Below are 25,240 nucleotides of genomic sequence, written 5' to 3' on the forward strand. Positions count from 1 at the left end.
TTGCGGCAATCTGGATTTTTGATCAGCAAACTCGTAGGACGAGCCAGCGCATGCTAAAATTACAACGCCGTAGCCAATCTGCGACCCATCGCCGAGGATAGGTGCGAGGAAGCGACTGGCAGTGCAGCATTTAGGCTTGCAATCTGAGTGCAGGCGCGGCACTATTGCCATGCCATATAGCCGAGCGGAAAAGGTCCCCTTCCTTATTGGAATCCCTGGGCTATACTTTACCCCTGTGCAGTTTTGCCCTCTCTTGATCAAGGAGTTAAACCATGCCAAGCATCTATGAAAACCAGGTCTATGTGATGTTCATCGGCTACTTCGGGCGTCCGCCGTCGCCGACTGGCCTGGAGTATTACACCGGTTTGATGGAGCAAAGCGGCGGCAATTGGCGCATCCTGGTCGATGACTTCTATAACTCTGACGAGTCGCAGCAACTGTTTGGCAACAAGAGCATCGAGCAGCAGGTCAATCAGGTCTTCCTCAACCTCTTTGGTCGCAATGCGGCGCCGGCTGGTCTCAACTACTGGTCCCTGCAGGTGATGAATGGCGTCGTCTCGCTGCCAGAGCTGGCCTATACCATTGCCTATAATGCCGCTAACCAAGACCTGGCGGTGCGCGATGCCAAGATTCAAACCGCTAAATTGTGGGTCACTGCCCTGGATAGCGCCGAGGAGATCCTAGCCTATGGGACTGAGGCTGGCCGTCAGGCAGCGCGTGATTTTATGGCCACCGTCACCACCGCCACCCCCAAGACCCAGGGCGAGGTCGATGCGGGGGTCGAGCAGATGGTGCAGAGCGGCGGCGGCGGTAACCCTGGGAAGACCCTTCAGCTCACCATCAACCCCGACATGCCGCCCGGCACGTCGGGCGATGATGTCTTCAACGGGGTCAAGGACAGCCTTGGCAACGTCACCTTCCAGTCCTTCGACCAGCTCGATGGCGGCGACGGCAACGACACCCTGATCGCCCAGGGCATCGACACCCTCACCACCAACGTCACCACCCTCAAGAACATCGAGACGCTGCACCTGGTCGGGGCGAGGGTCGCCAGCGCCTACCTCGATCTCACCAACACCACGGGCATCAAGAAGATCATCTCCGAAGCGCCGACGGCCAACTACACCGTCAAGGGCATCGCCGCAGGGATCGAGCGCATCGACGTGATCGCGCCTGTGAGTGCGACCAAAAACCAAGCCTTCAACTTCCAGTCCGGCGCGGTGAGCGGTGCGAGCGATGCCCTGACCGTCGGCCTGCAGTCGCTGGGCACGGCGGGTGCGAGAACCATCTTTCTGCAGCCCGTCACCGGCACCAACGGCTTCGAGACCCTGACCCTGGAGCTCACCGGCGGCGCCTCGGGGAAGGATGGTACGTTCGTCAAGATCGATGACGGCACTGCGACCACGCTTGCCACCGTCAACATCACCGGCTCCGCCAAGGGCGCGATCGACCTCACTACGCCTGCCACCGCCACCACCGTCAAGGTCGATAACAGCGCCGGCGTGGTGGTGAACCTCGCCTACGCCAAGGACATCACCGTGACCGGCGGCGACGGCGACGACGAGTTCCAGTTTAAGGGAACCCTCAACACCAAGGACGTCGTGGACGGCGGCAAGGGCACCGACATCGTGGCCGCCAACGGCGCACAGTTTGCCGCCTTCACCACCACGGCGAGCAACCTCACGGGCATCGAGGGCATCCGCATCCAGGATAACGCCAAGGCCACCATCGACGTCTCGCTCTTTGGCGTCAATTTTGTGCGCGTGGCGGATCGTGGCGCTGGCACGCTCACCCTCAACAACCTCGCCTCGGGCAGCACCATCCGCTTCGACGATGATGCCACGGCGGCTAACGTGCTCAGCGTCAAGAACGCCGCGAATGGCAAGGCCGACAGCTTGAGCCTCGATCTGCGCTCGGCACAAACTACAGGTGCTAATGGCGTCACGGCCACCGCCAACGATGTCGAGACCATCAACGTCACCACCGACAAAGCCGCGAACGCCGCAATCCTCACCCTCACCGACAACGACGCGGCGGGCAAGGGCTACGGCCTTACCGTGAACCTCACCGGCCAGAAGGATCTGACCTTCGTGCTGACGAGCAACCACGCCACCAACGTGGTCGATGGCAGCAAGATGACCGGCGCCCTCACGGCCGATCTCACGGCGGTCACCGGCGGGCCGGCGACCCTCCAGGGCGGCTCGGGGGCGGATGTCCTCACCGGCGGCGCGGGCGCCGATACGCTCACCGGCAACGGCGGCAAGGATTGGTTCGTCTTCAACAACTTCGGCGCGGCCGACACCCTCACCGACTTCTCGGCCACCGCGGACGATCTCTATCTGGATGTGAAGGGTGTCGCCTTCAATGCGGCGATGACGCCAAACGGCATCAAGGTTGGCACAGCGGTGAAAATCTGGAACACCGCGGGCGCGAACGTCGCGGCGCTCACCATGGCGGTGAGCAACACGATCGGTATGGCAGCCAGCTTCACCGCTATGGCCCTCTTCATCGCGGCCAACAAGGCGGCGCTCAGCGCCAAAGTGATTGCCGCCGTCACGGCCAATGACGCCCGCGGCGTTGCCTTCGGCCGCGTCGGCAACACCCTCTATGCGGTGTATGTGGGTGACACGATGACGGCGACGTCAATGGGCACCACGATCGCCGCGGTGCGGACCATCGCCAAGGTGGGCGCGGGCTTTACCGCTGCCGATCTGTTCCTGTTCTAATCGCGGGCCATTGGCTCGTAGCGCAGGCGGGGCGAAGGCCCCGCCTTTTTTTGGGAGGCACGATGCACGACGACGCGGTGGCTCGCCTGCGCGCCCTGGTGCGCGCCGCCGATGGGCCGGGGCTGACGCAGGAACTTGAGGCCCATCCGGAGTATCTCTTTGCCGAGACGGGGGAGCGGGTGATCCTGGTGGCGCTGGCGCTTCTTTTTCTTGACCGCTTGAGCGAGGCCGCACCGCTCGTTGCCGCGGCGCGCGCGGTCGATGGCCGCGCCCTTTCGCCGCAGGGGGTGGGGGATCTGGCGCTCCTGTATTTTCTCACCGGCGCCATCGAAGAGGCGCGGGCGCGGATTGCCGAGGCGACCGCCGCCGATCCCACAGACGCGGTGCTCTGGGCGCGCGCCGGCGCTTTCGCCACCGCCGCCGGGGCGCTTGCTGAGGCGGAAGAGGCTTATACGCAGGCGCTGGCGCTCGAGCCGGAGCCGCGGGCGGCGCTACTCAACAACATCGCCGCGCTCAAGCTGCGCCAGGGGCGGCTTGGCGAGGCGATCGCCCTTTACGACCGGGCGCTTGCCGCCGATCCGACGCTCGAGGTGGCGGCGCGCCAGCGCCTGCTTGCCCTGGCCCAGCTCGGCCAGGGCGAGGCGGCGCTCGAGGCGCTCGAAGCGGAACTCGCCGCCGCGCCCGAGGAGCCGGCGCGCCACCGGCGTCTCGCTGAGGCGCAGGCGCTGTTGGGGCAGCGCGCGGCAGCGGCGGCCACGCTCCTTTCCGCCTGCGAGCGCCTGCCCGCGGCGCATGAGCTCAAGCCCGACGCGCTGCGCATGCTTCTTGCCGCGCGTCGGCTGCACGAGGCGGGGGTGCACGCCAAACGCTGGCTCGAGGAGGCGGCGCTCGACGAGGAGACGGCGCGAGAGATCGCGCTCCTTCTTGACGAAGCGCGCATCGAGGCCGGCTTTTACGCCGCCGCCGAGGACGATCTCAAGGGGCGGCTCGAGGACGACCCGGACGGCAGCGCCCGCCTCCTCTATGCGCGGCTCTTGACCGAAACCGACCGCGCCGCCGCGGCGGTGCCGCTGCTCGAAGCGCTCGTCGAGTCGCTCCCTGGCCGGCTCGACGCGCTCTTGCAGCTTGCCCATACTCTTACCGCGCTTGGCCGGCTGGAGGAGGCCGACCGCCTCATCCGCCGCGTCGAGGCGGCGGCGCCGGCGCTCCTGGTGCAGCGCATCGAGGCGAGCGGCCACCAGGTGAGCGAAGAGGAGCGCGCCGCGCTCGAGCGCCTCTTCGTCAACCCGATCCTGCCGCCCGAGCAGCGCGCCTCGGTGGGCTTTTGCCTCTACCGCGTGCGCGCCAAGGCCGGCGACGATCGCGCCGCCTTTGCCGCGCTGCGCGAGGCCAACGAGCTCATCAAGCGCCAGATCCGCTACGACTGGCGCGCGCACCGCCGCCAGGTGGAAGAGACGATCGCCGCCTTCACCCCGGAGCTCATGACCCGCCTTGCCGGCCAGGGCCACCCGAGCCGCCGGCCGATCTTCGTGGTGGGGATGCCGCGCTCGGGCACCACGCTCACCGAGCAGATCCTCGGCGCCCACCCGCAGTGCGCGCCGCGCGGCGAACTGCCCTGGATCGGCCGCCTCGTGCAGCTCATGCCCAAGGCGCTGAACTGCGACCAGCCCTACCCGCAGGCGGTGGCGACGATGACGCCGCAGGATCTGGTCAACGCCGGCGACTATTACCTCGAAAAGGCAGGCAGCGGGGTGGAGGCGGCGCTGCGCCTCGTGGACAAGATGCCGCACAATTTCGACTACGTGGGTCTGATCGCCCTCATCTTTCCCAACGCGCCGATCATCCATGTGGTGCGCGCGCCGCTCGACAACGCCCTCTCCAACTACGAACAGAACTTTGCCGCAGCGCACGGGCTGATGGGCTTTGCCTTCGATCTCGACTGGATCGGCGAGATGCTGGTCGATCACGAGCGGATCATGGCCCATTGGTACGAACTCCTGCCCGGGCGCATCTTCCGCCTGGAGTACGAGCGCCTGGTCGGCGAGCCCGAGACCACCATCCGCGCGTTGCTCGATTTCTGCGGTCTGCCCTGGGACGATGCGGTGCTCCATTTCCAGGACAACGAGGTGGCGGTGCGCACCGCCTCCATCCGCCAGGTGCGCCAGGGGATCTATACGCAAAGCCGCGCCAAGTGGCAGCGTTTTGCCGCGGAGCTCGCGCCGGTTGAGAAGATCCTTACGCGCGGCTTTCAGCCGCTGGCCGAATCCGATGCGCCGCCGCCGCTCACCCCAGCGCTGGGCTGGTGGGGACAAACCCGTTGATATGTCAGGAGTTGCCATGAACGACCGATTCGATACCGGCTATGTGCAGGATGTTGCGTTCCGCTCCGGCGTGGTGCCGGGGCAAAGCCCGGCGGCGATGAACGGTGTGGCGCTGGCGCGCGGCTATCTGCCGCCGCGCCTCGACCGGCCGTTTGGCTATCTCGATCTGGGCTGCGGCGAAGGCACGACGCTTCTTGCCCTTGCCGCCCTCTACCCCGAGGGGCGCTTCTTCGGGGTCGATTTCAACCCGGCGCACATCGCCGCGGCCAACCGCGCCAAGGCGGCGCTGGGGCTGGACAACCTGACCTTTTTCGAGGCGCCGTTCGTCGCCCTGCCCGAGCTGCCGCTTCCCGAGCGCTTCGACTACATCGCCAGCAACGGCATCTACGGCTGGCTCGATCCGGCCAACGCCGCGGCGGTGGATGCCTTCGTCGGCGCGCATCTGGCGCCCGGCGGCCTCTTTTACGTCGAGTACCTCAGCCAGCCGGGCAAGGTGGCGATCGCCGCGCTGTGGCGTTTTTTGCAGAAGATGACGCCGCTTGCCGACTTTGGCGGCGATGCGCGCGCCCGCGCCGAGGCGGCGCTCACGCTCCTCGAGCGGCTGGCGCGCCGCGGCATGGCCTTCTTCCAGCAGCACCCCTCGGCGCTTGCCGCCGCGCGCCACTATCTGGCCGGCAAGAAGCGCGACGCCTACCAGATCGACCATTTCGCCCACAATGCGATGGCCGAGCATTTCACGCCGCGCGCCTTCGACGAGATCGCCGCCCGTTTCGCGCCGCAGGGGCTGACTTTCGTGGGCCGCGCCGACCTCGAGCTCAACGACCTGGAGCTGGCGGTGCCGCCGGCGCAGGTGCCCACCTTCCGCGAGTTCGCCGACCCGGTGCGCCGCGAGCTGCTCATGGATTTCATCCGCAACGAGCACGACCGCCGCGACCTCTGGGGCAAAGAGCTGACCGCCGATGCCGAGGCCGCCAGCGCCCGTCTGGCGGCGGAATACGGGCTGCTGTTGCGCGTGCCGCCGGAAAAGGTGGTGCGCCAGATCGCCGCCCCCGGGGGCCACGCGGTGGCGCTGATCGGCCCCCATTACGACGCCTGGATCGCCGCAGGCTATGACGCAGTGGTGCGCCTGCCCGACGCGCCCGCCGAGCGCACGCGTTTGGTCAAACCCTTCGTGCGGCTGGCCGCCTCGGGGCAGGCCTTCCTCATCACCGCCGCCGCGTTCGCACCGCGCCCCGCCGCTGCGCCAAAGCCGGAGGCGCCGCTAAGCCTGGCCGACGCCATCAACCGCCATCTCATCGCCCTCAACGCCGCGCGCGCCACCGGCTGCCAGCTCGTCGCCCCCGCCACGGGGGGGATGGCGCTGCTGCTTGCGCCGCTCGAGGTCCAGTTGCTGGCAGCCGCCGCCGACCGTCCCTGGCGCGAAGCGCCGGCGGCAACCCTGGCGGCCTTGCAGGCCCTGGGCGAAACCCCGATTCTCGCCGGCGAGGGGTTCCGGCCGGCGCGCGAGGTGACGCTCGCCGATCTGGAAAAGCTCGCCGCCGATTTCGCCGCCACGCGCGCCATCAACCTGGCCCGCCTGGGGCTCCTCGCGGAGGCGGCATGAGCGTGGAGAAGACCTTTGCCAGCGCGCTGGCAGCCCACGAGGCCGGGCGGCTCGAGGAGGCCGAGGAAGGGTATCTCAAGGTGCTCGGAGAGGCGCCGCTGCACCGCTTTGCGCGCAACAATCTGGCGCTCATCCTCCTTGCGCGCGGCGAGGCGGCAGAGGCGGTGGAGCGCTTGGAAGAGACGGTGGCGATCGATCCGCACTTCGCCGACGCCTGGAACAACCTGGGCAGCGCCCGCGCCGCCGCCGGTGATGGTGCCGGCGCCTGCGCAGCGCTCGAGCGCGCCACCGAGCTTGGCCACGCCAGCGCCCCGCTCAACCGCGCCCGTCTTGCCGCCCAGGCCAATGATGCGGCCGCCGCGTTGCACTACGCGGCGCTGGCCTACCAGCGCGCGCCCAGCGCCGCGGCCGCCGAGATCGCCGCCCGCGCCGCCGGCACCCTGGGCGATCCCGCGCTCGCCACCTGGGTGGAGCGCTGGTTTGCCGCCGCGCCGGGGAGCCGTGAGGCCTTTGCCGCCGTGGTGCAGATTCGCCGCGGCGCGGCGAGCGCCATCGAGCAGGCCGCGCGCGACCATCTGGCGCACGATCCAGACGATGCGCTCGCCTGCAACAGCCTCGGCGTGGCGCTGCATCAGCAGGGACGCGAGGAGGAGGCGCTCGCTGCGCTCGAGCGCGCCATCGCGCTTGCCCCGCAGGCGGCCGAGCCGCACAACAACCGCGCCGTCGCGCTCAAAGCGCTGGGGCGGCTTGCGGAGGCGCTTGCCGCGGTCGAGCAGGCGCTTGCGCTCCACCCGGACTATCCCGAAGCGCACAACACGCGCGGCAACATCCTCTCGGCGCAGGAGCGGCTTGCGGAGGCGCTCGCCGCCTATGAGGCCGCCCTGGCGCTGCGCCCCGATTTCATCGAGGCCGCAGCCAATGCCTGCCTGACCTTGAGCGACCTCGAGCGCGCCGAGGAGGCGCTTGCGCGCGTCGAGGCCCTCATCGCCGCGCATGGGCCGTTGCCGCTCCTGGCCAAGGTGCAGGGCATCGTCCTGGTGCGCCTGGAGCGCTTTGCCGAAGCCGAGGCGCCGCTGCGCCGCGCGCTCGCCAGCTTCCCCGACGATGCCGAGGTGGCGAGCTTTCTGGGTAGCGCCCTGCATATGCTCCACTGCGAAGGCGAGGCCGAGGAGCTGCTCATCGGCACCATCCCGCGTCTCAAAAAACCGGTGGGGGCGCTCAACGCCCTGGGCAACCTCTACGCCGCGCTTGGCCGCAAAGAGGAGGCAGCCGAAACCCTCAAGCGCGCCATCGCCATCGAGCCCAACGCCCCCGGGCTCTACCGCAACCTGGCGGGGGTGTATCGCTTTCGGCGCGACGACGGTTACTTCCAGAATCTGGAAACCCTCTACGCCCGCCGCGACGAACTCAAGGCGAGCGACCGCGTCGAACTGCTCTACGCGCTCGCCGAGGCCTGCGACGATGTCGGCGAAAAAGAGCGCGCCATGGCGCTCTTCATCGAGGCGGGGCGGGCGCGGCGCGCGCTGCTCGACTTCGACATCGCGGCCAGCGAACGCACCTTTGCCCAGCTGCAAACGGTCATCACCCGCGAGCGCTTCCTCAGCCTGCACGGGTGCGGCTACCCCAGCCGCCTGCCGGTCTTCATCCTCGGCATGCCGCGCTCGGGCACCACGCTGATGGAGCAGATCATCGCCAGCCACCCGAAGGCGTTCGGCGCTGGCGAACTCACGCTCTTGGCCGATTCCCTGGGGTTCGGGCTGAATATCGACGGGGTGCACCTCGACGGCATGCCGCCCGGGCTCAGCGACCCCGATCGCGCCCTGCCCATCGAATCGGGCCTGTTCGCCTGGGGTGAGCGCTACGTGAGCGCGCTGCGCCGCTATTGCGCCACCGCCTGGCGCATCACCGACAAGATGCCGGGCAACTTCGCCAAGCTGCCGCTCATCGCGCTGGCCATGCCGGGCGTGCGCATCATCCACATGCGCCGCCATCCGCTCGACACCTGTCTGTCCTGCTTCAAGATGCGGTTTACTCAAGGTCAGGACTGGAGCTATGACCTGACCGAGCTGGGCCGCTATTATTCGGCCTATTGGCGGCTGATGGCGCACTGGCGCCGCGTTTGTCCGGAGGCGTTCATCGAGGTGGAGTACGAACGGCTGGTGGCCGACACCGAAAGCGAAGCGCGCCGCGTCTTCGACTACCTCGAGCTGCCCTGGGATGCGCGTTGCCTCAAATTCTACGAACACGAGCGGCCGGTGCATACCGCCTCGCTTGCCCAGGTGCGTCAGCCGATCTACACCAGCGCCATCGGCAAGTGGCAGGCGATTGCGCCGCAGATCGCGCCGCTCATCGCGGCGCTCGACCCGGAGATCCGCGCCGCCTACGCGATTCCCGATCCCGAAACCCTCCCAGGATCTACCCTATGACCACCCCTTGGAGTCACAGCTACAACGCGCAGGTCCAATACACCTTTGGCTATTACCGCGAGACCAATCCGCGCTGGCTCGACTTTGCGGCCTTGACCACTGGCCGCCCGAGGCGCTGCCCGGCGAACCCGTGCGCCTGCTTGACCTGGGCTGCGGCCAAGGCCTTGGACTGTGCCTGACCGCCAGCCTGCATCCGGAAATGGCGTTCGTCAGCATCGACTTTAATCCCGCCCACATCGCCCCCGCCCAGGGGTTGGCGCGTCGCGCCGGGCTGGCCAACGTGCGCTTCATCGAGGGCGATTTCGTCGAACTGGGCCGCCTCAACCTTGCAGACGACGAAGCGCAGATCTGAGAGGCTTCGGAGATTCAACAGACTCGCCATTGGAAAGCCTGGCCGCCGCTTCAACGCCCAGGTCAACACCAGTCGTTTCATGCGCCTGCGATAGAACGCAGCATCGACCACTTCAACCTGAACGGCGACGAACCAGCGTCCGCAGTACGCGAAACGGTCGCACCAAGAGTCTTGCCATTTCCACTCGGCAAGCGCCCAATTCCAGACACACCGCCCCGTACCGCAGGCGCAGGTGAAGTAAACCGCCTGCTCAGGCGTCGGACAAAGGGCGATTTTGTGGGTCAGTTGCATGGCTTACTCATTGGTGTTCTGTCGAACGCCAAACAATTTCGCTAGATTCATGAGCTAATCAGATTCAATCATGATCACTCATGACTCACCCCCTTTCTTATTGATTAAGAAACACATGCTTTTGAAATTGAGTGAGCTATCCTGCAGTCCGGCACTGAACTCCAACGAGATGCTCAAGGCCACCATCACCGCGCAGGCGCCCTCCCGCGCCAAGAGCGATCTGAAGAAGGCGACCGTCAGCCACCTGCGCCGCCTTCTCAATTCCCCCCAACGCATCATGCGCTACTTCCAGCATCCCAAGCTCCATGATGCCGCGTAATATAAGTTCATTGGTTTCGGATCAATAATGCCGCGCTCAACCTCAAACGGCTGGCAACCGCAACTGCCCTACCCGGGGCGAGTCCGTCCGGTAACGGCGGCGCTACAGCAGAGAGGGTCTCTGCCGTAGTCGGGAAAGTCACGCCTGTCAGAGACGAATGCGCTCCGCATTCGGGGCAGGAAAAGAACAGTGCGCCTGTTTGCACACTGTCTTGAGAGCAGCAGGATATCAAGGTCGAGGATTGTTGAGAGGGCACTAGGCTGGACAACCGCGAGGTGGCCTATGCATAAGGTTGGGCGTGTACAACGATCAGGATCAAGGGGGATAGCATGCAGGTACGAGTGAAGTGGATCGAGGGGCTCGCTATGCTGGGCGAGTCGGGCTCTGGGCATGGGGTGGTGATGGATGGACCGCCAGACCTAGGTGGGCGCAATCTGGGGGTGCGTCCGATGGAGATGTTGTTGTTGGGGCTCGGTGGCTGCACCCAGGTGGATGTGTTGCTGATCCTGCACAAGGCACGCCAGACGGTGCTCGATTGTGTGGTCGAGCTCGAGGCCGAACGCGCCGCTGAGGACCCGAAGGTGTTTACCCGCATCCATGTCCATTATGTGTTGACCGGACGGGGGCTCGATCCTAAGCGGGTTGAGCAGGCCATTCGCCTCAGTGCTGAGAAGTATTGTTCGGCCTCGATCATGCTCGGGGCAACGGCGGCCATCACCCATGATTTCGAGATCCGTGAGGCGCCCTGATATTGACCAGCTGAGGGCCTGTTCACAATTAGGCCAGCCAGAGGATGGCACAGGTCAAAGTAGACGCATGACAGGAAGGGCTTAGCGAGTCTGTCGTAACTTGTGGCGATGCGCCTGAATTGCTTGATGTGGGCAAAAGGCGCTCGAGCGGATGGTGGCTCTATAGATGGATGCCGGTCGAGCGCACGCGGGGTGCAGGGGTTGCATTTGGTACTTGATAGTTGAGACTGACCTTGCTATCAGCCTGATCTAAACTGAGTAGAGCTGGTGACCGACTGAGATAATCCATGCTCGACTATCAACGCGCCTTCCTGTCGCTCGCTATCGCAAGCGGTGCCCTGCGTTTCGGTGACTTTGTCCTGAAATCTGGGCGGCGCAGCCCGTATTTTTTCAATGCAGGCTGCTTTGCCACAGGTGAGCGCCTGATGGGTCTGGCGCGCGCCTATGCCAGGTGTATCCAGGCGGCGGGGATCGATTTCGACCTCTTGTATGGACCGGCCTATAAGGGGATCCCTCTGGCTGCGGCCACGGCCTTGATGCTGGCCCTCGAACACGGGCGCGACCTCCCTTATGCCTTCAACCGCAAGGAGGCCAAGGATCATGGCGAAGGCGGGCTAATCGTCGGCGGGCCTCTGCAGGGGCGGGTGTTGATCATCGATGATGTGATCACGGCCGGCACCTCGGTGCGCGAATCCCTGGGCATCATCCGCGCCGCCGGCGCCGTGCCCGCCGGGGTGGTGATCGCGCTCGACCGCCAGGAGCGCGGTCAGGGTCAGCGCTCGGCAGTGCAAGAGGTGAGAGAGGATCTCGGGCTGCCCGTCTATCCGGTGGTCAGACTAGACGACCTCATCCAGTATCTCGCCGAGACCACACTAGACCCCGAGCAGCTTGCTGCTCTGCGTGCCTACCGCGCGCAATATGGCGTTTGCCCATGAGCAGGTCCCATCGCCCCCTGCCCCTGATCCTCCTGCCTCTGCTGCTGGCTGTGGACCAAGGACACACCCAGACCCTGTACCGCTGGGTCGATGACCAGGGCGAGATCCATTACACCGACCAGCTCCCGCCCGAGCATGCCGGCAAGGCGCGCGCCCGGCTCTCGGAGGAGGGGATCGCGGTCGAGTTCAAACCCAAGGAACCGAGCCCAGAGGAGCGCGAACGGGCCAAGGAGTTGGAGCGCCAGCGGGCCGAGGAAGAGCGGCGCAAGGCCGAACGTCTGGCTGAGGACCGGCGTCTGGTGCAAACCTACCGCACGCTCGAGGATCTTGATCTTGCGCGCAATGGCCAGATCGCCATCATTGAGGCCATCATCCAGGTCAAGCGCGATCAGATCCGCACCCTGACCCATACCTTGCTGAGGTTGGATGGCGAGCGCCAATCATTCCAGGCGATCAACCAGCCCCTCCCTCCTGCACTCTCTGAGCAGATCGCATCGAATCTAGCGCGCCTGCACACTCTCTATGGCGAGGTCCTCAACGAGGAATGGCGCAAGATCGGGGTGTGGGAAGACTTTGCGCGCAAACGGGCGCGTTATCTTGAGCTCAAAAAACAACCCGCACCCAAGGCGGATGACTCGTTCACCGCTGAGCTGGCGATGCTCAGCTGTGATGAGACGGCGCAGTGTCACGACTATTGGAGAAAGGCGCTTATCTATGCCCGCGCCCCCCTCACCGAGGGCGAGCGGCAGGAGCTGATCGCCCCGGGGCTGGCGATCCTGCTGCAACGCACCAAGGAAGAGGAGCGCCTCATCCATCTCGTCTGGATACAAAAGTCGTCCGATCAGCCAGTGTGGATCTATCTCGATCTGCAATGCAGGAATCGTCAGACGGGCAATCTGACATGCGCCGATCCAAAGATTGCCCGGCTGCGTCAAGGGTTCAGATTGGCGGTTACCCGACCTTAAACTGGCAGGCCGCGGCCTGCTGCGTTTGTGATTCAGGACCGCATAAAAAACCCGCCAGCGGCGGGTCTCAGCATCTCTCGGGGTTGGACCCTTACAGGCGGGAAGAGCCCACGATCTGATGGGCAAGATCCACGACCCGGTTGGCCAGGGCCATGTATTCGTGGCGATAGTTGACGAGCAGGCCCTCCGTGGATGCCCAGTAGTCCTTGCCCGAGATCCCGTGCTGATGCTCATAGTCGATGAACTGGCGCTGCATCTCCAGCATCTTGTTGATCAGCTCTTGCTTTTCTTTCTTGAGCGCTTCGATGTCGGCCATCGCAGGTCTCCCGCTGTTTGGTCTCGTGGTTTCAGTGAATGCTGATACTGTAATACAGCATGGGCCTCGGATAAAGACACACAAAACAGACGGCAACATCGAGATGTTCGAGATCATCCTCTATGAGCCCGAGATCCCGCCGAATACGGGGAACATCATCCGCTTGAGCGTCAATCTGGGTGCACGCCTGCATCTGATCGAACCCTTGGGTTTCGTCCTCGAGGATCGTCTGCTCAGACGGGCGGGGCTGGATTATCGCGAATGGGCAGAGGTCAGGGTGCATCGCTCGCTCGCCGACTGTCTGGCTGCACTCACCCCCCCGCGGTTGTGGGCCATCACCACCCGCGGACAGATGAGCTATACCGGCGCTAGCTTTGGGCCGGGAGATGCCTTTCTTTTCGGGCCGGAGAGTCGGGGTTTGCCCGACCAGGTACTTGCCACGATCGCCGCCGATCATCGGCTGCGCATCCCGATGTGTCCGGGCAACCGCAGCCTGAATCTCTCCAATGCGGTCGCGGTGGTGCTCTATGAGGCCTGGCGCCAGTTGGGATTCGCCGGCGCCGAGCCGATCTAGGCTAATCGAACTCGGCCTTGGGTTCGCGTTCTAGGAGGGACCGGGTTGCAGCGAGCGGCGAGATCCCTTCATACAGCACGCGATAGACCTGCTCGCTGATTGGCATCTCCACCCCAAGACGGGCAGCGAGCTGGCGGATGGACTGGGCAGTGATGACCCCCTCGATCTCTTGGCCGATCGCCGTCCGCGCCGCCTCGAGGCTCTGTCCGCGCGCCAGCGCCAGACCCAGGCGCCGATTGCGCGATTGGTCATCGGTACAGGTGAGTACCAGATCCCCAAGCCCCGCCAGTCCCATGAAGGTCTCGGGGCGACCGCCAAGCGCTGTGCCGATACGGATCAGCTCGGCCAAGCCGCGGGTGATCAGGGCGGCGCGCGCATTGGCGCCGAAACCCAGCCCATCGGCAATCCCGGCAGCGATGGCCAGCACATTCTTGGCCGCCCCGCCGATCTCAACTCCCACCAGATCCGAGCTGGTATAGGCGCGCAGGCTGGGTCCATGGAGCAGGGCGGCGATGCGGGCGGCAAATTCGGGGCGATTGGCGGCGACGGTCAAGGCGGTCGGCAGGCCGTGCGCGACCTCAGACGCAAAGGTCGGCCCTGAGACCACGGCCAATGGGCGCTCTCCCAGCTCCTCTTGCGCGACCGTATGCAAGAGCTGGCCGCTCACCGCATCCAGCCCCTTGGTCGCCCAAGCAATCCCCCAGCCAGGCGGCAGATGCCCGGCGAGCCGACGCGCAACCGCGCGAAACACCTGACTGGGAACCACGATCAGGCAGTCGCTGGCATCGGCCAGGGCCTCATCTAGGTCATCGGTCGGGTGTAGGCTGTCTGGGAACAGATGCCCGGGCAGGAGACGACGGTTTTCGCGGTCGCGTTTGAGTGCGGCGATCTCCTGGGGATCGTGCCCCCAGAGTCGGACCTCATGGCCATTGCGGCACAATAAAAGACCCAGGGCGGTGCCCCAAGAGCCTGGACCAAGGACCGCGATCCGGGCCGTCTGCGCCATGATCAACCCTGCGCCTTGGGACTATCCTTGGATTCTGCGGCGTCCTGTGGCTGATGTTGGGCAAACAGGACGTCGAAGTTGATGTGTTGCAGGATCAGCGGGGGGAAGCTGCCCTTGGTTGAGAGATCGGAGATCACCTCTCGCGCATAGGGAAAGAGCAGCGCCGGACAATAGGCCCCGAGCAAGGGCCTGAGCTCCTCCTCGGTGAATCCTTGGGCGACAAAGATCCCCGCTTGTTGGACCTCGACGAGAAAGGCGGTCTTGTCCTCGACCTTAACCGTGGCGGTGACCGCGAGCACCACCTCATAGACCGAGGTCTCGAGCGCTGTGATCCGGGTATTGAGGGTCAGCTCATGCTGTGGTTTCCAGGGACCGCGGAAGATATCGGGGGCGTTGGGCGACTCGAACGAGAGGTCTTTGAGATAAAGGCGCTGGATGCTGAAATGTCGTTCGTTGAATGGGTGTTCTGTACTCATGGGACCCCTTGTGGACGATAAGGTCAACGTTGTTTTTTATGGCTCAATGGCAAGCCCGATGCTTCCCAGGCGAGGATGCCGCCTTGTAGGTTATAGACCTCGGTGAACCCGGCCTTGCGCAATTGGACGCAGGCCAGGGATGACTGGGCGCCGGACCTACAATTGACGATGATAGGGCGCCCCTTATATTTGCTGAGGGTCCCCAGTTGGTTGGCGAAGCCATTCATCGGCAGATTGATGGCATTCAGGATATGGCCGCGGGCATAATCGGCTGCCGGGCGCACATCGATGACGACAGCGTCGCGATGGTTGATCAGGTCTGTCGCCTGCAATGGGCCGACACTACCCTTGCCTTCGACGATAAAGCTGCGGATGAGGAGCCCCAGGATCAGGATCAGGGCCAAAAAGAGCAGCCAATGATTGCCGACGAACTCGATGAACTGTGACATCTGCTGGGATGGTCTGGATGATAAAAAATGGACTAGACCGGTTCGGTTCAGGGCAGGTGATGATGACAGAAGACCTCGCGCATCATCCCGATCAACTTGAGCGTGCGGTTGTCGCTGACCCGGTAATAGACGCGATTGGCATCCTTACGCGCGGCGAGGATGCCTTTTTCGCGCAGGATAGCCAGATGTTGTGAGATATTGCTCTGTGAGGTCCCGACGTGCTCGACGATCTCCTGGACGCTCGCCTCCTGGTCGCCCAGGGTGCACAGAATCTTCAGGCGCAAGGGATGCGACATCGCCTTGAGTGAACGCGAGGCGCGTTCGATATCTGCATCATCGGCAAGCAGATCGATCCCATCTTCGGTGAGGGGTGCGGCGACCTGAGTAGAGGACGGAAACGAACGGCTGTTCATTGCATCTCATTGAACGAACGGGATGGAAACATGATAAACGCTTTTCGCTTGGCTGCGAAGCTGGGAGGGGTCCGTGGCCGTCAGGGGTGGGCCGGTTGCCGATGACACCCCGGATATCCGCCATCTCTCCCTCGGGACGGAGGCTGTGTCAAATGCTGGCTGTGCTCCCGCTGGTCGTGGCCTCCGCAGTCACCGCGGGTCGGGACGCAGATCCCGGCCTGCGCGCTCGCCAGCAAAGCCTGGATGAGATCGAGCGCCAAGTGAATAGCATCAAGCAGGAATTGAGCGCGCGCAATGCTGACCGGCGCGCCCTGATCGAGGAGCTCGCGGCGCGCGAGCGCACCGTCGCCGAGCTCTCGCTGACCCATCGCGAGCTGGAACGGCGTATCGCCGAACATCAGCGCAATGCCACGGAACTGCGTGCGCGTCAAGCCAAGGAACAGGCCGCGCTCGATGTTGAACTGGTGCACCTAAGCAAGCTCCTACGTACCGCCTATGTGCTGGGGCGTGCCGACCGGTTACGCTTGCTACTCAATCAAGAGGACCCAGAACGGGCCACCCGTGTCATGTCCTATTTCGCCTATTTCAACCGCGAGCGTATGAGGCGCGTCCATGCCGTGCAAGAGCGCGCCGAGCAGCTCGAACGCCTGGCGCGGGCCGTCGAAGACGAGGTGCGCCGCCTCGCGGAGGAGATCCAACGCCAGGAGATCACCCGCCAACGCCTCGAACAGGCTCGCCAAGAGCGCACCCAGGTCCTGCACGAGCTGGAGGCGACCATCCACAATCGCGCCGCGACCCTGGAGGGGCTCAAACACGAGGCCGAATCATTGCGCCTGCTGGTCGAACATCTACGCCAGCAGGCCCAGATCCAGGCCGAGCTCAACATCCAGCCTGTCTCCTTTGCCGAGATGAAAGGGCGCCTAAGTTGGCCCCTGCTCGAAGGCCGCATCCTGGCGCCATTCGGCAGCCGCAAGCGTGGTTCGGAGCTCACCTGGGATGGGGTGCTTCTGGCCGTGCGCGAGGGCGAAGAGGTGCGCGCGGTCAAGGACGGGCGGGTGGTCTATGCCGATTGGTTGCGCGGCTTTGGTTTGCTGATCGTGCTCGACCACGGCGACGGCTATATGACCCTGTATGGACATAACAAGGCGCTGCTGCGCGAGGTCGGTGAATGGGTAGCGAGCGGCGATCCCATCGCGCTCAGCAGCGATGGCAGCGGTTCGGATGCATCCCTGTATTTCGCTATCCGCTACAAGGGTCGTCCCCAGGACCCGGCGGTCTGGTGCACGAGCGAGGGGCGCTATTCCGTTGCGCAAACCCTGCCCAAATAGGACATGGGTCTGATCCCTGTCTCAGCGAACCATATACAGTTGACAACCCCGCGCTCGGGCCAGCATCAGATACGGCCTGGGTCTGGTTTGGCGCGGTCGCGCAAAACATGCGATCCTAAAAAGGATTGGGCCGCGCGTTGCGGGTGTCCCTCCTTTCATCCTCAACCATCCCTGCTGTCGTCGGATCATGAACCCCATTCAGCTCTCCAGCCTGCTGATCCTTGTTCTCTATGTCTCGCTCGGCACCCACACCCTGGCCGAAGAGGGGCCGGCACCGGCAGCCACCGGCGATGCCGAGCTGCCACTGGCGGCGCTGCGCACCTTCGCCGATGTCTTTGGGCGCATCAAGGAGGACTATGTCGAGACGGTCAGCGACCGCGCCCTGATCGAAAACGCGATCCGCGGGATACTCGCTGGACTCGACCCGCATTCGGCCTATATCAGCGGCGAGGAGTATCGCGAGCTTCAGCTCGGGACCAGCGGCGAGTTCGGTGGCCTGGGGATTGAGGTCAGCATGGAGGACGGGCTCATCAAGGTCATCGCCCCGATCGACGGCACCCCTGCCCAGCGCGCCGGCCTGCAAGCGGGGGATGTGATCGTCCGTATCGACGACAAGCCGGTCAAGGGCCTAAGCCTCAACGAGGCTGTGCAGCTGATGCGCGGTAAGCCGGGGACCCAGGTGCGCCTGAGCATCCAGCGCGGCTCAGACGATAAACCCTTCGAGGTCATCCTCGAGCGCGCCGTCATCCAGGTCGCCAGCGTCAAGAGCCGGATGCTCGAACCAGGCTTTGGCTATGTGCGCTTGAGCCAATTCCAGGCCCATACCTCAGAGGACATGCTCAAGGCCATCGAGACACTCAAGAGTGAAAGCGGCGGCAGGCTCAAGGGCCTGATCCTCGACCTGCGCAACAACCCGGGGGGGGTGCTGAACGGTGCGGTCGGGGTCGCCGATGCCTTTTTGAACCAGGGCCTGATCGTCTATACCGAGGGGCGGATCAAGAACAGCCAGATGCGTTTCAATGCCGGCCCCGACGATACGCTGGATGGCGCACCCCTGGTCGTGCTGGTCAACGGTGGCAGCGCCTCGGCCTCTGAGATCGTCGCCGGCGCGCTTCAGGACCACCGGCGGGCGATCGTCATGGGCACCCCGACCTTCGGCAAGGGCTCGGTCCAGACCATCATCCCCATTGATGATGAGTCGGCCCTCAAGCTCACCACGGCGCGCTATTACACGCCTTCCGGCCGCTCGATCCAGGCGCAAGGGATCTTCCCTGACATCATCTTAGAGCGCGGCGAGTTCAAACCGCTTACCGACGCTGGCGCGGCAACTGTCAAGGAGTCCAACCTGGTCCGCCATCTGGAAGAAGGGCCAGCGCCAACACCTGCTGCCGATACCAAGCAAAACCCATCGCTGGCCAGCGAGGACCTCCAGCTTGCCGAGGCGCTGCATGTCCTCAAGGGTGTCAGCCTGCTCGGTCGGCAGTAGGATGCGCATGGCGCACCGACTCTTACCCGATGGTAGAGAAAGGAAAGATCGGATAGGGTGCGCAGTGCGCAGCCTACGCCGCGGCAGATGAAGGCCAGGCCGCGCCTGACCTACAATGGCGGCTCCCCGATGCGCGGCGCCTGATCCATCCGGCGCCATACTGAATCACCCGAAGGAGCCAACCCTAGTATTACAAGCTGTGCGTGATAGTGGATAATTTTCCACATGGAAGGCGCGATGATGGGCACAGGCAAGGCGGCGAAGCGGCTTGGCGTTTCGGTCAAGACCTTGCAACGCTGGGAGCGCGAAGGGGGTTTGATCCTGGTGGCGCGAACAGTCGCGAGGCACAAATCCGCGAGTTGATTGGCTTGCGCAGTAAGGTATCAGAGCCAATGCGGATTGATGCCTACTGTCGCATATCCAGTGCTGCGCAGAAGCCAGACCTCGCCGACCAGCGCAAGGTGTTGGAAGAGTTTGATGTGGCGAAAGGCTTGTCGAATGTCGAGTTCGTTGAGGAAATCGGCGGCGGCCTGAACTTTAAGCGCAAGTTTGCGTACTGCGGATCGCAGGTTCGTCGCCGTTCAGGTTGAAGTGGTCGATGCTGTGTTCTATCGCAGGCGCATGAAACGACTGGTGTTGACCTGGGCGTTGAGGCGGCGGCCAGGCTTTCCAATGGCGAGTCTGTTGAATCTCCTCTGCGCTTCGTCGTCTCAGGATTCGAGGCAGACGCCTTCGGCTGGCAACCGTAACTGCCCTACCCGTGGCGAGTCCGTCCGGTAACGGCGGAGCTACAGCAGAGAGGGTCTCTGCCGTAGTCGGGAAAGTCACGCCTGTCAGAGACGAATGCGCTCCGCATTCGGGGCAGGAAGAGAACAGTGCGCCTGTTTGCACACTTTCTTGAGAGCAGGTCTCAAAGATGCGCGTACTCGTCCCCTTGGCTCAAGGTTTTGAAGAACTCGAGGCCGTGACCGTGATCGATCTGCTGCGCCGTGCCGAGATCAAAGTCTTGGTTGCCGGTCTCATGGAGGGCCCTGTCAAGTCTAGCCATGGCGTTGCCATCCTGCCCGATACCACCCTGGATGCGGTCAAGGATCAGGACTTTGCCATGGTCGTCCTGCCCGGCGGGCTGCCCGGGGCCCAGCATCTCGAAAACGACCCCCGCGTGCGCGAGATCCTGCGCCGGCATGCCGAACGCGGCGCCTACACGGCCGCGATCTGCGCCGCGCCCAAGGTCCTGGCAAGCGCCGGCCTGCTCGATGGTCGGCAGGCGACCTGCTACCCGGGCTGCGTCCGGCCAGAGGACTTCCCGCGCCTGAGGCTCATCGATCAACCGGTGGTGGTCGATGGACAGGTGGTCACCGGCCGCGGCCCAGGCGCGGCCATGGACTTCGCCTTGACCCTGATCGAGTCGCTGGCGGGGCGCGAGCGGCGCGAGGCGGTCGAGTCGGCCTTGTTGCGCACCCGCTGAAACGCCCCATGCCCTGGGCCCTAATCGCCATCGCCCTCCTCGCCTTTGGCACGAGCGCCCTGCTCACCCAGCGGCTGGCCCAGGGCCTGGGTCCGCTCGATCACCCCAACGAGCGCTCATTGCATCAACGCCCCATTCCCCGCTCGGGGGGGCTGGGGGTCCTGGCGGGTCTGGCGGTGTGTTTCCTCTGCGCCTGGCTCATTGGGCAGGCAGACCCAGGGCTGGCCTGGATCGGCGCGGCGCTCTGCCTGGTGGCAGCGGTGTCTTTTGCCGATGACCTGCGCCCGCAATCGCCGCTCATCCGTTTGCTAGGGCAGGCGCTTGGCGCCGGGTTAGTGATGGCCGGCGGACTCATCTGGGACCGTCTGGAACTCCCTGGCCTGGTCTGGACCTTTCCTACCTGGTTTGCTTGGGTCTTGAGCCTGCTTCTGATCGTCTGGATGATCAATCTCTATAACTTCATGGATGGCATGGATGGACTGGCTGGCGGGATGGCGATCTTTGGCTTTTTGAGCTTGGCCTGGTTCGGCTGGCAAGGCGGTGAAAGGGCCTATAGCCTGGTGTGTCTGGGGATCGCCGCCGCGGCAGGCGGTTTCCTGGTCCATAACCTCCCGCCGGCGCGGATCTTTCTCGGCGATGTTGGCTCATCCAGCCTGGGGCTGTTGGCTGCGGCCTCTGCCCTCTGGGGCGCACAGCTCGGGCTCTTTCCCCTGTGGATCGCTGGCCTGGTCTTTTCGCCCTTTATCCTCGATGCCACCTGGACCCTGTTGGTGCGCCTTGCCCGCGGCGAACGGATTTGGCAGGCGCATCGCTCGCACCATTATCAGCGCCTGGTGCTCGCCGGTTGGGGGCAGCGCAAGACCTTGCTCCATGCCTATGGCCTGATGGCGGCAGTGTCCGCCTGCGCCTTGGCCGCCCCCCGCTTGACGGTCGGCGAACAATGGCTGCTCATCTGGGCCTGGGCCCTGATCTACTGGCTGATCCAGCGTCGGGTCGCACATCTTGAGCGAGCGGCACCTGGATGAACCCGCTCATCGATCGGCTGCGCTCGCGTACGGCGGCCTTTGGGCATGACCTTCTCACTATCCCCCTGGCCTGGTTGCTGGCCTATTGGCTGCGTTTTAATCTCGATGCCATCCCAGTCGAGTTCTTGGACGCCGCACTTGGCGCCTTGCCCTGGGTCATTCCTATCCAAGCAGGGGTGTATTGGCTGTTTGGGCTCTATCGGGGGGTGTGGCGTTTTGCTTCCCTCCCCGACCTGGTGCGCATCACCCAGGCCGCATTGGTCGGGACGGCGTTGATTGTGGTCGCGCTCTTTATCATCAATCGCACTGCCCTGATCCCCCGCTCGGTCCCTGTCCTCTACCTGGGCCTTCAGCTCATGCTCCTCGCTGGCCCGCGATTGCTCTATCGCTGGCTTAAGGATCAACGCCTGGATCTATCGGCTGGACAAAGGGTCTTGATCGTGGGTGCGGATCGGGCGGGGGATCTCTTGGCGCGCGCCCTGTTGCGCGATCCAGGTCATGCCTATGTGCCGGTCGGGTTTGTCGACGACACCCCCAGACGTCAGGGCAGCGAGGTCCAGGGCCTGCCGGTCTTGGGCCCGACCTCGGCCATTCCAGAGATCGTACGCGCACGCGCCATCGAGCTCATCATTCTGGCGCAACACCAGGCCAGCGCACGCGAGATGCAACGCCTGGTCGAGCTGTGCGAGCAGACCGGGCGTCCCTTTCGCCTCTTACCCGAGCTGCATGGACTCCTCAGCGGTGTGCTGGATCTTAGACAGCTGCGTCCGGTGGCGATCGAGGATCTGTTAGGTCGGGAACCAGTGGCGCTTGACTGGGCGGGGATCCGGGCGGGATTGGCGGGACGGACGATCCTCATCACCGGCGCCGGGGGATCGATCGGCTCAGAGCTGGTCCGCCAACTGGCTGCGGCAGACCCAGGCCGACTGATCCTCATCGATCACAGCGAGTTTAATCTCTATCGCATCGAGCAAGAGCTCAGTGAGACCTTCCCTCAACTGGCGTTTAGGTGCCGGTTGCTGGATGTAACCGACGTGGTCGCGCTTGCTGCCCTCTTTCGCGAGGAGCGCCCGGCCATCGTCTTTCATGCGGCGGCCTATAAACATGTCCCCTTGCTCGAGGATCAGGTACGGGCGGCGGTCAAGAACAATGTCATCGGCACTCTGAGGATCGCCGAGGCCGCGGCAGGGAGCGCCTGCGAACGTTTTGTATTGATCTCCACCGACAAGGCGGTCAATCCGACCAATGTCATGGGCGCCACCAAGCGCCTGGCTGAGCAGATCTGTCAGATGTTCAACGGGCGATCGGGCTGCCGATTCAGCACCGTGCGCTTTGGCAATGTATTGGGTTCGGCGGGGAGCGTCGTACCCCTGTTTCAGCGTCAGATCGAACGCGGCGGGCCGGTCACCGTCACCCATCCCGAGATCGAACGATTTTTCATGACCATCCCCGAGGCCTGCCAGCTCATCATGCAGGCCGCGGTCATCGGTGAGGGCGGAGAGGTCTTTGTGCTCGATATGGGCGAACCGATCAAGATCCGTTATCTCGCCGAACAGATGATCCGGCTGTCCGGGCGCGAAGCCGGGCGCGATATCCAGATCATCTACATCGGCCTGCGCCCCGGTGAAAAGCTCCATGAAGAGCTGTTTCACGACTCAGAAGAGCTTATCCCCACCCCCCACCCCAAGATCCGCATTGCCCGCCAGGCGCCGCCCAAACCCGAGGGTCTGCTTGCCGCCCTGGAGCACCTGATCCAGGCGGTCGAAGGCTCCGATGAAAGATGGCTCAACCGGCTCTTGGGCGAACTGGTCCCTGAATGGCGCCCTGCCCAACCGACAAGAGAGGCCGAGCGATATGGAGGACATCGAGATCCCGACGAAGACAGGGTATGTATTGCATACCCTGCCGGGCGATCTTCAGCCTGATGCTGAGGCGCACGAACCGGCGAGCGCTGCCATGGGTCACCCGTTGCCTCACCCACCGGCGCAGGCCGATGGCACAGAGGTTGCGGGGGCCCCTGATCCCACCGTCCGCATCGCCGAGTATCTGCTTGCCCAATCCAAGCTGACCGCCGCCGACCTTGGGCGTGCCAGACGACTTGCCGCCGAGACCAGTGAGTCTCTCTTGCCGCTCCTGGTGCGCCTCGGCTTGGTCTCCGAGCGCGATCTGGCCCAGGCCTGCGCTGAGATCCTGCATCTCCCCTTGGTGGGGTCCGAGGACTTTCCGGACCAGCCGGTGCGCGAGGAGCTCTTGACCCTCAGGTTTATGAAGGAGTCGCGGGTCCTGGTGCTCGATGACGATGGCAGTCGGCTGCGCGTCGCCTTCGCCAACCCCGCCGATGCCTTCATCCGCAATGCGGTGTCTCTGGCCGCCGACCGACCGGTCGAGGCGGTGGTGGCACTCGCCAGCGACATCGATGCCGCGATCCTCAGGCTCTATGAGCGGGTCGAGGAGGACAGGCCGGAGGCGGGGGAGGTTGAGTTCGGCGAATTCGACGAGGACGATATCGAGCACCTCAAGGATCTGGCCTCGGAGGCACCGGTGATCCGCATGGTCAACCAGCTCATCCAGCGGGCGGTCGAGGCGCGCGCCTCGGACATCCATATCGAGCCCTTCGCCGGTAGCCTGCGGGTGCGTCTGCGCATCGATGGGCTTTTACGCGAGATCGAGGCCCCGCCGGTGCGTTCGACCGCAGCGGTGATCTCGCGCGTCAAGATCATGGCCAAGCTCAATATCGCCGAGCGGCGCCTACCGCAAGACGGGCGCATCCCGATCCGCGTCCAGGGCAAGGAGCTGGACCTGCGCGTCTCGACCGTCCCCACCCTCTTTGGCGAGAGCGTGGTGATGCGTCTCTTAGACAAAGAGAGCGTGCGCTTTGACTTCGATGCCCTAGGGTTTGCGGGCAGCCCGCGCCAGCGCCTCGAGGTCATCCTCGATCAGCCCTACGGCATCCTCTTGGTCACTGGGCCTACGGGTTCAGGTAAGAGCACCACGCTTTATACCGCCCTCAGCCGACTCAACACCGAGGAGCGCAAGATCATCACCGTCGAGGACCCGATCGAATATCAGATCCCAGGGATCAACCAGATCCAGGTCAAGCCCGCAATTGGCCTGACCTTTGCCAATGCCCTGCGCTCGATCGTGCGCCAAGATCCGGACGTCATCATGGTCGGCGAGATGCGCGACCTTGAGACCGCCCGCATCGCCGTGCAATCGGCCCTCACCGGACATGTGGTCCTTTCGACCCTGCACACCAACGACGCCGCCAGCGGGGTCACCCGCCTGCTCGACATGGGGGTCGAGGACTATCTGATCACCTCGACCGTCAACGGGATCCTCGCTCAGCGGCTGGTGCGCCGGCTCTGTCCGCGCTGCGCCATCCCTTATCAGGCCGATGCGAGCCTGGCCAAACGCTTTATCCATCTCAACGGCTCAAGCACGGTTGCCCTGAAACGACCTGTCGGCTGTGACCATTGCAATGGCACGGGCTATCGCGGGCGGCTGGTGATCGCTGAGGTGTTGGTCATGTCCGAGGCCATGCGCCGCGCCGTACTTGACCATGCCGCCGCCAGCGAGATCAAACGCATCGCGATCGAGGAGGGCATGGAGACCATGTATCAGGATGGCCTGCGCAAGGCGCTGGCCGGCATCACCACCATCGAAGAGGTCCTCAGGGTGGCCGAGGCCGATGTCTTCGATGACGCAACCCGCCCGGAAGCGATCCCAGCATAATTTTTAATCAAACCTTCGCTGTCTGCTAGGGAAACTTCAAATACTGCCGCCTGCGTCACGCCGGCGCCAGCCGCTATCCCGAACGAGCAAAGGGTTGGATCAGCAGGAGGTAACAAGGTTAAGGCTGGATCAGCGCCTCCCAGACCTCGCCCCTTTGCCTGCCTTTATCTAAATGCAAACTGCCAACTCTATAGAAAAATACCTTATCGTCCTATCGCCCAAAAAAAATCGGGCTATGCTTAATGGCGAGGGATCGAGCAAGGGGAGGGAGGCAGATGGC

The 25,240-nt window shown here is 64.2% G+C and carries 22 protein-coding genes and 1 pseudogene; 17 read left to right on the forward strand and 6 right to left on the reverse strand.

The window, feature by feature from the left end:
• The first annotated feature begins 272 nt into the window (after positions 1-272).
• From GWK36_RS15615 to GWK36_RS15925, 5 genes are all read left to right on the forward strand, one after another.
• Entirely contained in the window at positions 273-2,726 is a 2,454-nt protein-coding gene (locus tag GWK36_RS15615; RefSeq protein WP_166269300.1) for a DUF4214 domain-containing protein, read from the forward strand.
• Between the two features lie 62 nt (positions 2,727-2,788).
• Positions 2,789-5,047: a tetratricopeptide repeat-containing sulfotransferase family protein gene (locus GWK36_RS00985; RefSeq protein ID WP_166269302.1), complete on the forward strand. Its 2,259-nt coding sequence runs from the start codon at positions 2,789-2,791 to the stop codon at positions 5,045-5,047.
• A gap of 16 nt (positions 5,048-5,063) precedes the next feature.
• Complete coding sequence (locus GWK36_RS00990; protein WP_166269304.1) at positions 5,064-6,650, forward strand: class I SAM-dependent methyltransferase; 1,587 nt, start codon at positions 5,064-5,066, stop codon at positions 6,648-6,650.
• A complete protein-coding gene (locus GWK36_RS00995; protein ID WP_166269306.1) occupies positions 6,647-9,076 on the forward strand; it encodes a tetratricopeptide repeat-containing sulfotransferase family protein in 2,430 nt (809 codons plus the stop codon). The genes GWK36_RS00990 and GWK36_RS00995 overlap by 4 nt, the downstream gene beginning before the upstream one ends.
• A gap of 130 nt (positions 9,077-9,206) precedes the next feature.
• Positions 9,207-9,428, forward strand: a complete 222-nt coding sequence (locus GWK36_RS15925) for a methyltransferase domain-containing protein (RefSeq protein WP_425482804.1) — start codon at positions 9,207-9,209, stop codon at positions 9,426-9,428.
• A gap of 228 nt (positions 9,429-9,656) precedes the next feature.
• On the opposite strand, the pseudogene GWK36_RS15930 reads toward GWK36_RS15925, so the two are convergent.
• Positions 9,657-9,719, reverse strand: a pseudogene (locus GWK36_RS15930) (hypothetical protein); the annotation flags it as partial.
• Positions 9,720-9,834: 115 nt separating this feature from the next.
• On the opposite strand from GWK36_RS15930, the gene GWK36_RS01005 reads away from it, so the two are divergent.
• From GWK36_RS01005 to GWK36_RS01020, 4 genes are all read left to right on the forward strand, one after another.
• On the forward strand, positions 9,835-10,038 hold the full coding sequence (locus GWK36_RS01005; protein WP_166269307.1) for a hypothetical protein: 204 nt from the start codon (positions 9,835-9,837) through the stop codon (positions 10,036-10,038).
• A gap of 329 nt (positions 10,039-10,367) precedes the next feature.
• Positions 10,368-10,787 carry an OsmC family protein gene (locus GWK36_RS01010; protein WP_166269309.1) on the forward strand — a complete coding sequence of 140 codons (420 nt, stop codon included), beginning with the start codon at positions 10,368-10,370 and terminating at the stop codon, positions 10,785-10,787.
• A gap of 287 nt (positions 10,788-11,074) precedes the next feature.
• Positions 11,075-11,722 carry an orotate phosphoribosyltransferase gene (gene pyrE, locus GWK36_RS01015; RefSeq protein ID WP_166269311.1) on the forward strand — a complete coding sequence of 216 codons (648 nt, stop codon included), beginning with the start codon at positions 11,075-11,077 and terminating at the stop codon, positions 11,720-11,722.
• A complete protein-coding gene (locus GWK36_RS01020) occupies positions 11,719-12,687 on the forward strand; it encodes a DUF4124 domain-containing protein (RefSeq protein ID WP_166269313.1) in 969 nt (322 codons plus the stop codon). Before pyrE ends, GWK36_RS01020 begins: the two co-directional genes overlap by 4 nt.
• A gap of 91 nt (positions 12,688-12,778) precedes the next feature.
• Here GWK36_RS01020 and GWK36_RS01025 read toward each other — a convergent pair whose 3' ends face one another.
• The gene (locus GWK36_RS01025; protein WP_166269315.1) at positions 12,779-13,003 is read right to left on the reverse strand and encodes a hypothetical protein; all 225 of its coding nucleotides are present in this window, start codon (positions 13,001-13,003) and stop codon (positions 12,779-12,781) included.
• A gap of 103 nt (positions 13,004-13,106) precedes the next feature.
• On the opposite strand from GWK36_RS01025, the gene GWK36_RS01030 reads away from it, so the two are divergent.
• On the forward strand, positions 13,107-13,577 hold the full coding sequence (locus GWK36_RS01030) for a tRNA (cytidine(34)-2'-O)-methyltransferase (RefSeq protein WP_166269317.1): 471 nt from the start codon (positions 13,107-13,109) through the stop codon (positions 13,575-13,577).
• Between the two features lies 1 nt (position 13,578).
• Here GWK36_RS01030 and GWK36_RS01035 read toward each other — a convergent pair whose 3' ends face one another.
• From GWK36_RS01035 to GWK36_RS01050, 4 genes are read right to left on the reverse strand one after another with little or no spacing between them, the layout of a single operon-like run.
• Complete coding sequence (locus GWK36_RS01035; protein WP_166269320.1) at positions 13,579-14,583, reverse strand: NAD(P)H-dependent glycerol-3-phosphate dehydrogenase; 1,005 nt, start codon at positions 14,581-14,583, stop codon at positions 13,579-13,581.
• A gap of 2 nt (positions 14,584-14,585) precedes the next feature.
• Positions 14,586-15,059, reverse strand: a complete 474-nt coding sequence (gene secB / locus GWK36_RS01040; RefSeq protein ID WP_166269322.1) for a protein-export chaperone SecB — start codon at positions 15,057-15,059, stop codon at positions 14,586-14,588.
• A gap of 23 nt (positions 15,060-15,082) precedes the next feature.
• Complete coding sequence (locus tag GWK36_RS01045) at positions 15,083-15,508, reverse strand: rhodanese-like domain-containing protein (RefSeq protein WP_166269324.1); 426 nt, start codon at positions 15,506-15,508, stop codon at positions 15,083-15,085.
• A 47-nt stretch (positions 15,509-15,555) separates the two neighbouring features.
• Positions 15,556-15,921, reverse strand: a complete 366-nt coding sequence (locus GWK36_RS01050) for an ArsR/SmtB family transcription factor (protein WP_166269326.1) — start codon at positions 15,919-15,921, stop codon at positions 15,556-15,558.
• A 152-nt stretch (positions 15,922-16,073) separates the two neighbouring features.
• Here GWK36_RS01050 and GWK36_RS01055 point away from each other — a divergent pair, with 152 nt between their 5' ends.
• The 7 genes from GWK36_RS01055 (at position 16,074) to gspE (ending at position 24,960) form a co-directional block, all read left to right on the forward strand.
• A complete protein-coding gene (locus GWK36_RS01055) occupies positions 16,074-17,249 on the forward strand; it encodes a murein hydrolase activator EnvC family protein (protein WP_246237609.1) in 1,176 nt (391 codons plus the stop codon).
• Between the two features lie 187 nt (positions 17,250-17,436).
• Positions 17,437-18,735 (forward strand): S41 family peptidase, encoded by a 1,299-nt coding sequence (locus tag GWK36_RS01060; protein WP_166269328.1) that lies wholly within the window; start codon positions 17,437-17,439, stop codon positions 18,733-18,735.
• Positions 18,736-18,944: 209 nt separating this feature from the next.
• Complete coding sequence (locus GWK36_RS15180) at positions 18,945-19,325, forward strand: hypothetical protein (protein ID WP_246237610.1); 381 nt, start codon at positions 18,945-18,947, stop codon at positions 19,323-19,325.
• 326 nt (positions 19,326-19,651) lie between these two features.
• A complete protein-coding gene (locus GWK36_RS01070; protein ID WP_166269330.1) occupies positions 19,652-20,203 on the forward strand; it encodes a DJ-1 family glyoxalase III in 552 nt (183 codons plus the stop codon).
• Positions 20,204-20,211: 8 nt separating this feature from the next.
• On the forward strand, positions 20,212-21,228 hold the full coding sequence (locus tag GWK36_RS01075) for an MraY family glycosyltransferase (protein WP_166269332.1): 1,017 nt from the start codon (positions 20,212-20,214) through the stop codon (positions 21,226-21,228).
• On the forward strand, positions 21,225-23,153 hold the full coding sequence (locus GWK36_RS01080; protein ID WP_166269334.1) for a polysaccharide biosynthesis protein: 1,929 nt from the start codon (positions 21,225-21,227) through the stop codon (positions 23,151-23,153). Before GWK36_RS01075 ends, GWK36_RS01080 begins: the two co-directional genes overlap by 4 nt.
• 31 nt (positions 23,154-23,184) lie before the next feature.
• Positions 23,185-24,960, forward strand: a complete 1,776-nt coding sequence (gene gspE, locus GWK36_RS01085; RefSeq protein WP_166272322.1) for a type II secretion system ATPase GspE — start codon at positions 23,185-23,187, stop codon at positions 24,958-24,960.
• The last annotated feature ends 280 nt before the right edge of the window (positions 24,961-25,240 follow it).

The sequence above is a fragment of the Caldichromatium japonicum genome (genome assembly GCF_011290485.1).
Taxonomy (GTDB): Bacteria; Pseudomonadota; Gammaproteobacteria; order Chromatiales; family Chromatiaceae; genus Thermochromatium; species Thermochromatium japonicum.

Excerpts from the sequence above, each read along its gene's own strand:
- GWK36_RS00985 (WP_166269302.1), top strand. The coding sequence starts at position 2,789 with ATGCACGACGACGCGGTGGCTCGCCTGCGCGCCCTGGTGCGCGCCGCC.
- GWK36_RS01020 (WP_166269313.1), top strand. The coding sequence starts at position 11,719 with ATGAGCAGGTCCCATCGCCCCCTGCCCCTGATCCTCCTGCCTCTGCTG.
- GWK36_RS01075 (WP_166269332.1), top strand. The coding sequence starts at position 20,212 with ATGCCCTGGGCCCTAATCGCCATCGCCCTCCTCGCCTTTGGCACGAGC.
- GWK36_RS01005 (WP_166269307.1), top strand. The coding sequence starts at position 9,835 with ATGCTTTTGAAATTGAGTGAGCTATCCTGCAGTCCGGCACTGAACTCC.
- GWK36_RS01030 (WP_166269317.1), top strand. The coding sequence starts at position 13,107 with ATGTTCGAGATCATCCTCTATGAGCCCGAGATCCCGCCGAATACGGGG.
- GWK36_RS01045 (WP_166269324.1), bottom strand. The coding sequence starts at position 15,508 with ATGTCACAGTTCATCGAGTTCGTCGGCAATCATTGGCTGCTCTTTTTG.
- GWK36_RS00990 (WP_166269304.1), top strand. The coding sequence starts at position 5,064 with ATGAACGACCGATTCGATACCGGCTATGTGCAGGATGTTGCGTTCCGC.
- secB (WP_166269322.1), bottom strand. The coding sequence starts at position 15,059 with ATGAGTACAGAACACCCATTCAACGAACGACATTTCAGCATCCAGCGC.
- GWK36_RS01055 (WP_246237609.1), top strand. The coding sequence starts at position 16,074 with ATGCTGGCTGTGCTCCCGCTGGTCGTGGCCTCCGCAGTCACCGCGGGT.
- GWK36_RS01035 (WP_166269320.1), bottom strand. The coding sequence starts at position 14,583 with ATGGCGCAGACGGCCCGGATCGCGGTCCTTGGTCCAGGCTCTTGGGGC.
- GWK36_RS15615 (WP_166269300.1), top strand. The coding sequence starts at position 273 with ATGCCAAGCATCTATGAAAACCAGGTCTATGTGATGTTCATCGGCTAC.
- GWK36_RS01025 (WP_166269315.1), bottom strand. The coding sequence starts at position 13,003 with ATGGCCGACATCGAAGCGCTCAAGAAAGAAAAGCAAGAGCTGATCAAC.
- GWK36_RS01080 (WP_166269334.1), top strand. The coding sequence starts at position 21,225 with ATGAACCCGCTCATCGATCGGCTGCGCTCGCGTACGGCGGCCTTTGGG.
- GWK36_RS01010 (WP_166269309.1), top strand. The coding sequence starts at position 10,368 with ATGCAGGTACGAGTGAAGTGGATCGAGGGGCTCGCTATGCTGGGCGAG.
- gspE (WP_166272322.1), top strand. The coding sequence starts at position 23,185 with ATGGGTCACCCGTTGCCTCACCCACCGGCGCAGGCCGATGGCACAGAG.
- GWK36_RS01070 (WP_166269330.1), top strand. The coding sequence starts at position 19,652 with ATGCGCGTACTCGTCCCCTTGGCTCAAGGTTTTGAAGAACTCGAGGCC.
- GWK36_RS01050 (WP_166269326.1), bottom strand. The coding sequence starts at position 15,921 with ATGAACAGCCGTTCGTTTCCGTCCTCTACTCAGGTCGCCGCACCCCTC.
- pyrE (WP_166269311.1), top strand. The coding sequence starts at position 11,075 with ATGCTCGACTATCAACGCGCCTTCCTGTCGCTCGCTATCGCAAGCGGT.
- GWK36_RS01060 (WP_166269328.1), top strand. The coding sequence starts at position 17,437 with ATGAACCCCATTCAGCTCTCCAGCCTGCTGATCCTTGTTCTCTATGTC.
- GWK36_RS00995 (WP_166269306.1), top strand. The coding sequence starts at position 6,647 with ATGAGCGTGGAGAAGACCTTTGCCAGCGCGCTGGCAGCCCACGAGGCC.